The organism is Geodermatophilus sp. FMUSA9-8 (assembly GCF_037034165.1).
Classification (GTDB): domain Bacteria; phylum Actinomycetota; class Actinomycetes; order Mycobacteriales; family Geodermatophilaceae; genus Geodermatophilus; species Geodermatophilus nigrescens.
Map to the genome: position 1 here is coordinate 1 of NZ_JBAGKE010000006.1, position 11,549 is coordinate 11,549.

Annotated in this window: 12 protein-coding genes; 10 read left to right on the plus strand and 2 right to left on the minus strand. The window is 75.9% G+C overall.

Going from position 1 to position 11,549, the window contains the following annotated elements; all coding sequences use genetic code 11:
• Positions 1 to 224 precede the first annotated feature (224 nt).
• The 10 genes from WA616_RS13420 (at position 225) to WA616_RS13465 (ending at position 9,208) form a co-directional block, all read left to right on the plus strand.
• Entirely contained in the window at positions 225 to 2,606 is a 2,382-nt protein-coding gene (locus tag WA616_RS13420) for a chemotaxis protein CheA (protein ID WP_336030501.1), read from the plus strand.
• A gap of 1 nt (position 2,607) precedes the next feature.
• Positions 2,608 to 3,060, plus strand: a complete 453-nt coding sequence (locus tag WA616_RS13425) for a chemotaxis protein CheW (protein WP_336030502.1) — start codon at positions 2,608 to 2,610, stop codon at positions 3,058 to 3,060.
• Between the two features lie 158 nt (positions 3,061 to 3,218).
• Complete coding sequence (locus WA616_RS13430) at positions 3,219 to 4,109, plus strand: hypothetical protein (protein ID WP_336030504.1); 891 nt, start codon at positions 3,219 to 3,221, stop codon at positions 4,107 to 4,109.
• Between the two features lie 567 nt (positions 4,110 to 4,676).
• On the plus strand, positions 4,677 to 5,816 hold the full coding sequence (locus tag WA616_RS13435) for a protein-glutamate methylesterase/protein-glutamine glutaminase (protein WP_336030506.1): 1,140 nt from the start codon (positions 4,677 to 4,679) through the stop codon (positions 5,814 to 5,816).
• Positions 5,813 to 6,637, plus strand: coding sequence for a CheR family methyltransferase (locus WA616_RS13440; RefSeq protein WP_336030509.1), 825 nt, complete (start codon positions 5,813 to 5,815; stop codon positions 6,635 to 6,637). The genes WA616_RS13435 and WA616_RS13440 overlap by 4 nt, the downstream gene beginning before the upstream one ends.
• On the plus strand, positions 6,634 to 7,023 hold the full coding sequence (locus WA616_RS13445; RefSeq protein ID WP_336030512.1) for a response regulator: 390 nt from the start codon (positions 6,634 to 6,636) through the stop codon (positions 7,021 to 7,023). The genes WA616_RS13440 and WA616_RS13445 overlap by 4 nt, the downstream gene beginning before the upstream one ends.
• The gene (locus WA616_RS13450) at positions 7,020 to 7,547 is read left to right on the plus strand and encodes a chemotaxis protein CheX (protein WP_336030514.1); all 528 of its coding nucleotides are present in this window, start codon (positions 7,020 to 7,022) and stop codon (positions 7,545 to 7,547) included. Before WA616_RS13445 ends, WA616_RS13450 begins: the two co-directional genes overlap by 4 nt.
• Complete coding sequence (locus WA616_RS13455) at positions 7,544 to 7,906, plus strand: response regulator (RefSeq protein WP_336030516.1); 363 nt, start codon at positions 7,544 to 7,546, stop codon at positions 7,904 to 7,906. Before WA616_RS13450 ends, WA616_RS13455 begins: the two co-directional genes overlap by 4 nt.
• Positions 7,903 to 8,394 carry a hypothetical protein gene (locus tag WA616_RS13460; RefSeq protein WP_336030518.1) on the plus strand — a complete coding sequence of 164 codons (492 nt, stop codon included), beginning with the start codon at positions 7,903 to 7,905 and terminating at the stop codon, positions 8,392 to 8,394. Before WA616_RS13455 ends, WA616_RS13460 begins: the two co-directional genes overlap by 4 nt.
• Before the next feature lie 217 nt (positions 8,395 to 8,611).
• Positions 8,612 to 9,208 (plus strand): GDSL-type esterase/lipase family protein, encoded by a 597-nt coding sequence (locus WA616_RS13465; protein WP_336030520.1) that lies wholly within the window; start codon positions 8,612 to 8,614, stop codon positions 9,206 to 9,208.
• 13 nt (positions 9,209 to 9,221) lie between these two features.
• Here WA616_RS13465 and WA616_RS13470 read toward each other — a convergent pair whose 3' ends face one another.
• Both WA616_RS13470 and WA616_RS13475 read right to left on the minus strand, forming a co-directional pair.
• The gene (locus WA616_RS13470; protein WP_336030523.1) at positions 9,222 to 9,680 is read right to left on the minus strand and encodes an ATP-binding protein; all 459 of its coding nucleotides are present in this window, start codon (positions 9,678 to 9,680) and stop codon (positions 9,222 to 9,224) included.
• A gap of 101 nt (positions 9,681 to 9,781) precedes the next feature.
• The gene (locus WA616_RS13475; RefSeq protein ID WP_336030525.1) at positions 9,782 to 11,422 is read right to left on the minus strand and encodes a SpoIIE family protein phosphatase; all 1,641 of its coding nucleotides are present in this window, start codon (positions 11,420 to 11,422) and stop codon (positions 9,782 to 9,784) included.
• Positions 11,423 to 11,549 lie beyond the last annotated feature (127 nt).

Genomic DNA, 11,549 nt, shown 5'->3' on the forward strand with positions numbered 1-11,549 from the left:
ACTGATTTAAGGACCTCCCTGCCCCCCACCGCTCGCACGCTCGCGGTGGGCCCCTGCAGGGAGGCCGCCAGCCCGGAGCCGGCCCACGGTCGGCTCCGGGCGCGGGACTGCCGATGACACGACCCGACGACCGGCGACGCCCGGGGTTCGCCTCAACACGGACCGGGCCGACGTCGAAGACCCAGCGGGGCACCCGCCCCGGACAGCGAGAGAGAAGGCAAGCGGTGGACGGTCTGGACGACATCGTCGAGGAGTTCCTCGTCGAGAGCCACGAGAACCTCGACCAGCTCGACACGGACCTGGTGGCCCTCGAGCAGGAACCCGACTCCCGCGAGCGGCTCTCGAGCATCTTCCGCACGATCCACACGATCAAGGGCACCAGCGGCTTCCTGGCGTTCGGGCGGCTCGAGGAGGTCACGCACGTCGGGGAGAACATGCTCTCCCGGCTGCGCGACGGCGTCCTCGCGCTGACCCCCGAGCGCACCAGCGTGCTGCTGCGGATGGTCGACACGGTGCGCTCGCTGCTCGCCTCGATCGAGGCCACCGGCGGCGAGGGCGGCGTGGACGTGTCCGCCGTCGTCGCCGAGATCAGCGCCGCGATGGAGGACCGCCCCGCGCCCGCCCCCGCTCCGGCGCCCGTCGCCGCGCCGGCCGCCGTCGAGCCCGTGGCCGCCGCGCCCGTCGCCGTCGAGCCCGTCGCCGGTGCCGCCGTCCTGGAGGCCGCCGTGGCCGTGGTCGAGGCCGCCGCCGAGGCCGCTGCGGAGACCGTCGTCGAGGACACCGCCGAGCCGGCCCACGACGACGCGCACGACGAGCACGCCGACGAGCACCCGGCCGACGAGCACCCCGCCGAGGACCACCACGAGGACCAGCCCGCCGGCGCCGCGCGCGCCGAGGGCCAGGGCGGCCAGCAGGCCCGCCGCGCCGTCGCCGACTCGACCATCCGCGTCGACGTCGACCTGCTCGACTCGCTCATGCTTCTGGTCGGCGAGCTGGTGCTGACCCGCAACCAGATCGTCCAGTACGTGGGCCGCTCCACCGACACCGACCTGGTGCGCGCCTCCCAGCGGCTCAACCTCATCGCCAGCGAGCTGCAGGAGGGCGTCATGAAGACGCGCATGCAGCCGATCGACCACATCTGGTCCAAGCTCCCCCGCGTCGTCCGCGACCTCGGCATCCAGTGCGGCAAGACCGTCCGCCTGGAGATGGAGGGCAAGGACACCGAGCTCGACAAGACGCTGCTCGAGGCGGTCAAGGACCCGCTGACCCACCTGGTCCGCAACTCCGTCGACCACGGCATCGAGGCCCCCGACCGCCGTCGTGCCGCCGGCAAGCGCGCCGAGGGCGTGCTGACCCTGCGCGCGAGGCACGAGAGCGGCCAGGTCGTCGTCGAGGTGGCCGACGACGGCGCCGGCATCGACCCGGCCAAGATCGGCGCCAAGGCCGTCGAGCGCGGCCTGGTCACCGCCGACCAGCTCTCCCGCATGGGCCCGCAGGACGTCCTGCAGATGATCTTCGCGCCCGGCTTCTCCACCGCCGCCGCGGTCACCAACGTCTCCGGCCGCGGCGTCGGCATGGACGTCGTCAAGACCAACATCGAGTCGATCGGCGGCACGATCGAGGTCGAGTCCGAGCCGGGCCGCGGGACCGTCTGCCGGCTGCGCATCCCGCTGACCCTGGCGATCGTCCCGGCGCTCACCGTCGAGTGCGCCGGCGACCGCTACGCCATCCCGCAGATCAGCCTGCAGGAGCTCGTCAGCCTCGACGCCGAGAAGGCCGCCAACGCCGTCGAGGAGGTCGGCGGCGCGCCGGTCTACCGCCTGCGCGGCGAGCTGCTCCCCCTCGTCCGGCTCACCGACGTCCTCGGGCTCGCCTCCGACCGGCACGACGGCCACGTCGTCATCGCGGTGCTGCGCTCGGAGGGCCGGCGCTTCGGCCTCGTCGTCGACCGGGTCATCAACACCGAGGAGATCGTCGTCAAGGCCGTCGGCGGCCAGCTCAAGGCGATCGGCCTGTACTCCGGCGCCACCGTCCTCGGCGACGGCGCCGTCGCGCTCATCCTCGACGTCCAGGCGCTGGCCCGGCGGGCGCTGCGCACCGAGACCGCCGAGCGGCAGGAGGCCCGCGAGGCCGCGGCCCGCACCGTCGCCGTCGAGACCGACCGGCAGCGGATGCTGCTCGCCGCGATCGGCGAGGGCCGGCGCGTGGCCATCCCGCTGGACACCGTCACCCGCCTCGAGCAGGTGCGCACGGAGTCCGTCGAGCGGGTCGGCAACCGCGAGGTCGTGCAGTACCGCGGCGCGATCCTGCCGATCGTCCGCCTCGACCGGCACCTGGGCGCCTACGGCACCAGCGACCGCGAGGTGCTCGAGGTGATCGTCTACAGCGACCACGGCCGCAGCGTCGCGATCGTCGTGGAGGAGATCCTCGACATCGTCGACGGCGGGGCCGCCGTCCGCAGCGACATCGACGACCTGGGCCTGCTCGGCTCCGCCGTCCTCGGCGACAAGGTGACCGAGCTCCTCGACGTCCGCGCCGCGATCCTCGCGGCCGACCCGGCCTTCTACGCCACCGACCACTCCCCGTCCGCCCTGCTGGAGGTCTGACGTGACGACCGCGACCGACACCCCCGCCCGCGCCACCAGCGGGCAGCTGGCCACCTTCCGGCTCGACGGCGACCTCTACGGCGTCGAGGTGGAGCACGTGCAGGAGGTGCTGCGCAGCCAGAAGCTCACCCGGGTGCCGCTGGCGCCGCCGGCCGTCGCCGGGCTGATCAACCTGCGCGGGCAGGTGGTGACCGCGATCGAGCTGCGCGAGCGCCTGGGCCGCCGGCCCCGCTCGGCCGACACCGACGCCGTCGTCATCGTCGTGCGCCTGCACGGCGAGGCGGTGAGCCTGCTGGTCGACTCGATCGCCGACGTCGTCGACGTGGACGCCACCGACTTCGAGGCCCCGCCGGACACCCTCGACGGCCAGGCCCGCGAGCTCATCCGCGGCGCCTACAAGCTCGACGGGCAGCTGCTGCTCGCCCTCGACGTGCAGAAGGCCGTCGGTGCGTGACTGAGAGTCAACGACAGTTCACCTGACGGAGCACGCCACGCGGCCGTCACCCACCGCCCCTCCGGCGATCGGGTGACGGCCGCGTGGCGTCGCGGGGTGATCACCTCCACCCTGGACGCGCTGCCCCCTTCCCGGGCGGCGCCGTCGGAGGGGGAGACGTGCCGTACACGCTGGTCAGTGCCGCCACGCTGGGCTTCGACCTGGTGCGCCTGCCCGGCGGCCGCGCCGCCGCCGACGTCCTGCTCACCGGCCTCGCCGCCGGGCCCGCCGAGCTGACCGCGCTCGCCGCCGGCGCCCGGTCCCGCGACGCCGACCGCGACCAGCGCGCCGTCCTGGCCGTGCGCGCGCGCCGCGCCCGCGAGCTCGCCGCCACCGTGCCGCAGCTGCGCTCGGTGACGCCGTCGGCCGGCGACCGCGCCGCCGTCCTCGTGACCCAGCTGGAGCGCGGCACCATCGGCACCGTCGCCGCCGTGGAGCGGGTGCTGCGCGAGGACGTGCTCGGCCCGGAGCACCGCGCGTACGCCGAGGCCGACCCGGAGGTGCGCGAGCGGGCCGCCGAGGTGCTCGCCGACGCCGTGGTGGGGGAGTGGGCGGCGGGGGTGCTGCCGCCGCTGGTGCGCCGCGAGCTGGTGACGCCGTACGCCACCGTGGTCCCCGACGCCGCCGTGCGCGGGGCCGACGCCGACCTCGGCCCGGCCACGCCCGAGCTGTCGTCCCTGCTGGCCACGTTCTCCTCGCTGGACGCCCGCGGCCGCGACCGCTGGCGGGCCGCCGTCGACGAGGGCCGGCCCGAGCAGCGCCCGTGGGCCACGGCCATGCACGAGGCCTCGTGGGCCGCGCACGTCTCCGGCCGCACCCGCGCGCTGGCCACCGCCCAGCTGCTCGCCGTCCGCGCCTTCGCCGCCGGGGGCCTCGACGCCCGCGACGGCGCCTCCGGCTCCTGGAACGCCCTCGCCGGCGTCGTCCAGGGGGTGGCCATGGGCGACCTGCTCGACAGCAGCGCCCTCGGCGTCCTCCTGGCGCCCTGGCACCGCGTCACCGGCCGCTGACCCCCCGCCGGCCCGCGGCCGGCCCCTGGGGCGCCTCCCCACGCGTCGATCATCGGCTCGTTGCCGCCGACACGCGCGGACACGCCGGGCCGGGCGGCAACCACCCGCATCTCGCGGCTCTCGGCGCCCCGCCGCGTCGATCATCGGCTGCGTGCACGGGACGCGCGCGGACACGCCGGGCGGGCGTGCCCGCGTCCGATGATCACGACGGCGGCCGGGTCGTGGGCGGCCGCCCAGCCGGCTCCCGGTGACCGCCGGATTGGGGCGCCCCGCCCGGTGCCCCCGGACGCGACCCCGCAGGTCAGCGCGGTGCCCGCCACCCCGCCCGCCGGCGGCCCTGTCGACATGGGAACGTCCGCCCGCCGCTGACCCGCCAGCGCCGTAACGGTTGCGCGGGACGCGTCAACACGACGGGTGGGGCGGCCGACAACTCCTGGGACAGGCGATGCGGGTGGGATGCCCGAGGCCGTTCCGGATCCGCTCCGGAAGTGACCTTGACCCCCTCCCCCGCGGTGCCGAGACCCCGAGGAACGGCTCCCCGCCGTTGCCGGCCGAGCAGGAGGACGTGTGGACCCGATCCGGGTGCTGGTGGTCGACGACTCGGTCGTCGTCCGCAAGATCGTGACCGACGTGCTGTCCTCAGACCCCTCCATCGAGGTTGTCGGGACGGCGGTCAACGGCAAGCTCGCCCAGGGCAAGGTCGACGCGCTCAAGCCCGACCTGATCACGATGGACATCGAGATGCCGGAGATGAACGGCATCGAGGCGGTGCGCGCGATCCGCGCCCGCCGCAACCGCGTGCCGATCGTCATGTTCAGCACGCTGACCGAGCGGGGTGCGTCGGCCACCCTCGACGCCCTCTCGGCCGGCGCGAACGACTACGTCACCAAGCCGGCGAACGTCGGCAGCGTCGCGCAGTCGATGGAGAGCGTGCGCGAGCAGCTCATCCCCAAGATCAAGGCGCTCACCGGGCGTCCGGTGGGCCTGCCCGGCCTCGCCGCCCGCCCGGTCGCCGCCGCGGTCGCCCCCCGCCCGCCGGCGCCGCGCACCGCCCCGCACAAGGCGCCCGCGGTCCTGGTGATCGGCTCGTCGACCGGCGGCCCCGAGGCGCTGGCCAAGGTCGTCCCCGCGCTGCCGGCGACCCTGCCCGTGCCCGTGCTCCTGGTGCAGCACATGCCGCCGGTGTTCACCCGCCAGTTCGCCCAGCGCCTCGACCGGTTGAGCGCCCTGCGCGTCGTCGAGGCCGTCGACGGCTCACCGCTGCTGCCGGGCACCGTGCACCTGGCCCCCGGCGACCACCACCTGACCGTGCGCGGCACCGGCCGCGGCGCCGTCACGATGCTGTCCCAGGGCCCGCCGGAGAACTTCTGCCGCCCCGCCGTCGACCCGCTGTTCCGCTCCGCGGTGGCCGCCTACGACGGCGCCGTCCTGTCGGTGGTGCTCACCGGCATGGGGTCCGACGGCCGCGCCGGCGCGGCCGTCATCCGCGACGCCGGCGGCACCGTGATCGCGCAGGACCAGGCCACCTCCGTCGTCTGGGGCATGCCCGGCGCCGTCACCCAGGCCGGCCTCGCCGACGAGGTCCTCCCGCTCGACCGCGTGGCCGAGGCCATCACCCGCCACCTGGCCTCCGCGCAGGCCCGCGCCCTCCCCGGCACCCCGCCGCAGCCCGCCCACCTGACCCTCGCGACGGGAGCCCACCGATGACCCTCACCGCCACCCGCTTCGACTGGGTGCGCCAGCTGGTGCACCGGGAGAGCGCGATCGTGCTCGCGCCCGGCAAGGAGTACCTCGTCGAGGCCCGCCTCCTCCCGCTGGCCCGCAAGATGGGCCTGTCCGACGTCGACCAGCTCGTCGACGCCGTGCGCAGCCGCCCGCGGCCCGACGACACCCGGCAGATCGTCGAGGCGCTCACCACCAACGAGACCTCGTGGTTCCGCGACGGCGACCCGTTCACCGCGCTGACCTCCACCGTGCTGCCGGCGCTGCAGTCCGCGCGCGGCCCGGCCGAGCGGCTGCAGATCTGGTCGGCCGCCTGCTCCAGCGGGCAGGAGGCCTACACGATCGCGATGCTGCTCGAGGACGCGATGCCGAACGCGGCGACGCGGGTCTCGATCACCGCCACCGACATCTCCCGCGAGATGGTCGAGCGCACCCGCGCCGGCCGGTTCAGCCAGCTCGAGGTCAACCGCGGCCTGCCCGCGCCGATGCTGGTGCGCCACTTCCAGCGGGCCGGCAGCGAGTGGGAGGTCTCGCCGACCCTGCGCCGCATGGTCGCTGCCCGCGAGTGCAACCTGGCCGCCCCGCTGCCGCGGATGGGCCCGTTCGACGTCGTGTACCTGCGCAACGTCCTCATCTACTTCGACCTGCCCACCAAGCAGGCGATCCTCCGCCGGGTGCGCGAGCTCATGCGTCCCGACGGGTGGCTGTTCCTCGGTGCCGCCGAGACCACCCTCGGCGTCGACGACTCCTGGAGCCGCGTCGTCATCGGCCGGACCTCCGCCTACCGCCCGCTGAAGGGGGCATGACCGTGCGCGCTCTGGTGATCGACGACTCCCGCGCCATGCGGCGCATCGTGACCGGGACCCTCGAGGGGTTCGGCTACGAGACGCGGCAGGCCGGGCACGGCCAGGAGGCGCTCGACGTCCTCCACGAGGGCTGGGTGCCCGACCTCTGCACCATCGACTGGAACATGCCGGTGATGGACGGACTGCAGTTCGTCAACGCCGTCCGCGCGAACCCGGCCTGGCGGGCGGTGACCCTCATGATGGTCACCTCCGAGAGCGAGCACGGCCAGATCGTGCGCGCGCTGGCCGCCGGCGCCCACGAGTACGTCATCAAGCCGTTCACCGCCGACGCCCTGCGCGACAAGCTCGCGCTGCTCGGCCTGCTCCCGCAGGAGGTCTCCCTGTGACCGCGATCGACGCCGCGCCGCCGCGCCGCCGCGCCGGCGACCACCCGCCGGCCGTCGCCGAGCTGATCGACGAGGCCACCGTCACCGAGATCACCGAGCAGGCGTGGCTCGCCCTCGTCGGCGAGGACGAGGTGCTCGTGCCGCTCCCGGCGCCGCTGCCGGCCGACACGCTGAGCTCCTGGGTCGGCATCACCGGCCCCTGGACCGGCACCGTCGTCCTCACCACCGGCCGCGACACCGCCGTCGAGCTCACCCGCGCGCTCCTGCGCGAGCACGCCCCGGAGGTGCTCGAGGACGAGGACGTCGACGACGCCCTCGGCGAGCTCGCCAACGTGGTGGGCGGCAACGTCAAGGCCGTCCTCCCCGGACCGTCCGCCCTCGGCCTGCCCGAGGTCGGCGCCACCCCGCCCGCCGGCTCCCCAGCCGACACCGTCCGCGTCGACGTCCTGTGGCGCGGACAGCCGCTCACGGTCTCCGTGCAGTCCGTCCTGCACACCGAGGAAGAGAACGAGGTGCCCCTGTGAAGATCCTGGTCGCCGACGACAGCCGCGTCATGCGGCAGATCGTCATCCGCACCCTGCGGCAGGCCGGTTACGACGACCACGACATCGTCGAGGCCGAGGACGGCCGCGACGCCTACGAGAAGGTGCAGTCCGAGGGCCCCGACCTGGTCCTGTCGGACTGGAACATGCCGAACATGACCGGCCTGGAGTGCCTGCAGGCGCTGCGCGGCGCGGGCTCCTCGGTGCCGTTCGGGTTCGTCACCTCGGAGGGCTCGGCCGAGATGCGGGAGAAGGCCGCCGACGCCGGCGCGCTGTTCCTCATCGCCAAGCCGTTCACCGCCGACACCTTCTCCGAGCACCTCGACGCGGTGCTGGCATGACCGCCCCGCTCACGGTCGTCCTGCCGGACGCCAAGGCCGTCAAGGACATGCTCTCGGGCCTGGTCGGCAAGCCGGTCTCGGTGACGCCGGGCGCCCCGGTCACGCCCACCGAGAAGGACCCGGTCTCGGTCGCCGTCTACGTCAGCCCGACGATGGCCGTCAACGCCCTCTGCGTCATGGACCTGCCGCTCGCGGCGTGGACCGGCGGCGCGCTGGCCCTGCTCCCGCCCGGCGGCGTCCAGGACGTCGTGGAGGAGGACGGCGAGCTCACCGCGATGCTCACCGAGGCCCTGCACGAGGTCGTCAACGTCCTGTCGGCCCTGTTCAACGTGCCCGGCGCCCCGCACTCGAAGCTCTACTCGTCGTACGCACCGGGCGACGACCTGCCGGGTGACATCGCCGGCATGCTCGCCGCCTTCAACCGGCTCGACCTCGCCGTCGAGGTCCCCGGCTACGGCAAGGGACGCCTCTCCCTGGTGATCCCGTGACCACGTCGTCCTACCGGACGACACCGCGGCCAGGAGCCGTCCCCGTCTGACGCGGAGCACCACCGTCGCGTCCGGCGGGGACCCTCCGGGCCCGCCACCGGCCACGACACCGTGACCGGTCGACATCGAGACTGCCCCGGGGCGGCGCAGGGACTCCCGTCCCCGCCGCCCCGGGCGCACTCGGACCCGCCGTCCGCCCGGACGGCACACTCCCCCAGTGACCCGGGACCTGCGCCTCTGCCTCGTCGGGGACTCCTTCACCGCCGGCGTCGGGGACGAGACCGGCGCCGGGTGGGTCGGGCCCGTGCTCGCCGCGCTGCGGGCCGACGGCACCGACGTCACCGGCTACCCGCTCGGGATCCGCCGCGAGACCTCCCTCGACATCGCCCGCCGGTGGTACCCCGAGGTCCGCGCCCGGCTCCGCGACGGCACCGACCACCGCGTCGTGTTCTCCCTCGGCGCCAACGACGTCTCCGCGCCCGCCGGGCGCCGCCGCGTCCCGCAGGAGCGCACGCTCGAGGTGGTCGCCGGCATGCTCGACGAGGCGCACGCCGCCGGCTGGCCCGCCTTCGTCACCGGACCGCCGCCCGGCGCCGACGCCGGCTGGACCGACCGGGCGCTGGCCCTGTCGGCCGCCATGGCGGAGGTGGCCGCCTCCCGCGCGGTCCCGTTCGCCGACCTCGCCGGCCCGCTCGCCGGCGACCCCGCCTGGGCGGAGGCCGTGCGCGCCGGCGACGGCGTGCACCCCGACGCGCGCGGCTACCGGCTGCTCACCGCCGTGCTGCTGCCCCTGCTGCGCGCCTGGCTGACCTGACCGGCCGGCGTGGTCAGGCGGTGCTGACCGCGTGCTCCTCCATCGACGTCGGCAGGCACGCCCACACGTGCTTGCAGCCGTCGTCGACGTACCAGCCGTGGGCCACCGACAGCCGCGCCACGAGGTAGAGGCCCAGGCCGCCCTGCGCGGGGTCCCGGCCGACCGCGGGCGCCGGCATGGTGTCCGGGTCGCGGTCGCTGACGTCGAGCAGCCAGCCGCCGGTGCCGGCCACCACGGTGGCGACGACGGGCGACAGGCCGTGCCGCAGCGCGTTGGACGCCAGCTCGTCGAACGCCAGGACCAACCGGTCCGACGCCGCGTCCTCCGGGTCGCGCGGGAAGCCGAGCGAGCCCAGGTGGTCGCGCAGGCCGGCGCGCGCAGCCGGGAGCTCGGCGATGTCGCCCAGGTCCCAGCGCCACAGCTCACCGCGCCCGTCGGGCAGCGGTCGCAGGGGCCAGCTCGCTCGCGCCATGTCCTCTCTCCGCCGTCGTCCCGTTCTCGGACGGTCCCGGGGGTGCCCAGCCGGTGCGCTGCCCAACCGTTCCCGCCCCCGTGGTGTGAGGCGTCTCCCCCTCAGACGGGCGGCCGCACGGTGAACGCCACCACGGCGACGTCGTCCTGCGGAGTGCCCTCCAGCAGCCGGGCCAGCAGCTCGTCGCACAGCTGCGGCAGCGGCGCGCCGGCCAGCTCGGCCAGCGCCGCGTGCAGCCGCTCGGTGCCCTCGTCGAGGGTGCTGCCCCGCCGCTCGACCAGCCCGTCGGTGTGCAGCAGCACCGTCGTCCCGGGGGCCAGCGCCACCACGTCCTCCCGGCGCTCGGCCTCCGGGTCGACGCCGAGCAGCAGGTCGGCCTCCTCGTGCGCGAGCGCCTCGACCCGGCCGCCGGGCCACAGCAGGACCGGCGGCGGGTGCCCGGCGTTGGCCCACCGCAGCCGGGTGCCGCCGCGCTCCAGCCGGGCGACGGCGGCCGTGGCCAGCGTCCCGGCGTGCATGGTCGCCATCGCCTCGTCCAGGCCCCGCAGGACCTCGGCCGGGCCACCGCGGCTGGAGTGGGCGATGCCGCGGACCAGCCCGCGCAGCTGCCCCATCGCCGCGGCCGCCGCGGTGTCGTGCCCGACGACGTCGCCGATGACCACGACGGCGTCGCCGTCGGGGTGCCGGAACGCGTCGTACCAGTCGCCGCCCACGCGCGCGGCCTCCGCGGCCGGCACGTAGCGCACCACCACCTCGACGCCGGGGAAGTCCGGCGGGTCGGTGAGCAGGCTGCGCTGCAGCGCCTCGGCGAGCTGGATCTGGCGGCTCTGCCGGCCCACCCGGTCGATCGCGCGGCCGGCCTGCACGGCGACGGCGCGGGCGGTGGCGAGGTCCTCGGCCGACACCTGCCGGCCGGCGTCGAGGTAGAGCGACAGGACGCCGACGGTGCGCGACTCGGCCGGCAGCGGCAGCACCACCACCGACTCCGCCCGCAGCGCCCGCAGCATCTCCCGCGTGCCGTCGTCGGACATCAGCGCCAGGACGTCGGTCACCGCGGAGGACACCGGCTCGCCGGTGCGCAGGGCCCGCCCGACCGGGGACGACGGCGGCAGCGTGTCCAGCCGCACCCTCGCGTAGCGGGCGAGCAGGTCGCGGCGGTCGGGGTCGGCGTGCCAGGACCCGACGTCGCGGGCGCGGCCGTCCCGGTCGACGACGGTGACCACGCAGCCGTCGGTGAGCACCGGCACGACCAGCCGGGCCAGCCGGCCGAGGGCGGAGACGCCGTCGAGGGCGCCCGACAGCTCCGCGGCGACCCGCACCAGCAGCGTGGCGCGGGCGGCCGACCGGTCGGCGCGCTCCTGCACCGTGCGGCGGCGGGAGACGTCGGAGACGGTGAGCGCCAGCCCCTCCTCGGCCCGGGCGGCGCGCACCTCGTACCAGCCGCCGGCCGCCTGCACCGTGACCGGCTCCCCGGTGTCGGCGGCCTCGGCGCCGGCGGAGGCCAGCGCCCGCCCGGCGGTCCCGGGCACCTCGGCGAGCACCCGGCCCAGCAGCAGGGGCGACAGGGCGCCCAGCAGGCGCTCGGCGGCGGCGTTGAGCCAGGTGAGCCGGCCCGCGGGGTCCAGCGCGAGGACGGCGGCCGGCAGCCGGTCGACGAGCGCCGCGAGCGCGGCCGGGTCGCCCGGGGTGCGCCGGGTGAGCGGGACGGTGGGGAACGGCCCCGCGACGGGTTGGTCGGCCATCGCCCCTGGACCTCCCGGTGCCCTCCGGGGCGCTGCTGGCTCCCGCGGCCTCGACGGCGATCATGGCCCCCGCCGGGCGCTCCTGCCAACGGTCCGGCGCGCGCCGCCTCATCAGGAGGGGGCGGGC

Bases quoted from the DNA above. Each gene is read 5' to 3' on its own strand.
- WA616_RS13440 (WP_336030509.1), top strand. From the start codon at position 5,813: ATGACCCTCACCGCCACCCGCTTCGACTGGGTGCGCCAGCTGGTGCAC.
- WA616_RS13445 (WP_336030512.1), top strand. From the start codon at position 6,634: ATGACCGTGCGCGCTCTGGTGATCGACGACTCCCGCGCCATGCGGCGC.
- WA616_RS13460 (WP_336030518.1), top strand. From the start codon at position 7,903: ATGACCGCCCCGCTCACGGTCGTCCTGCCGGACGCCAAGGCCGTCAAG.
- WA616_RS13470 (WP_336030523.1), bottom strand. From the start codon at position 9,680: ATGGCGCGAGCGAGCTGGCCCCTGCGACCGCTGCCCGACGGGCGCGGT.
- WA616_RS13475 (WP_336030525.1), bottom strand. From the start codon at position 11,422: ATGGCCGACCAACCCGTCGCGGGGCCGTTCCCCACCGTCCCGCTCACC.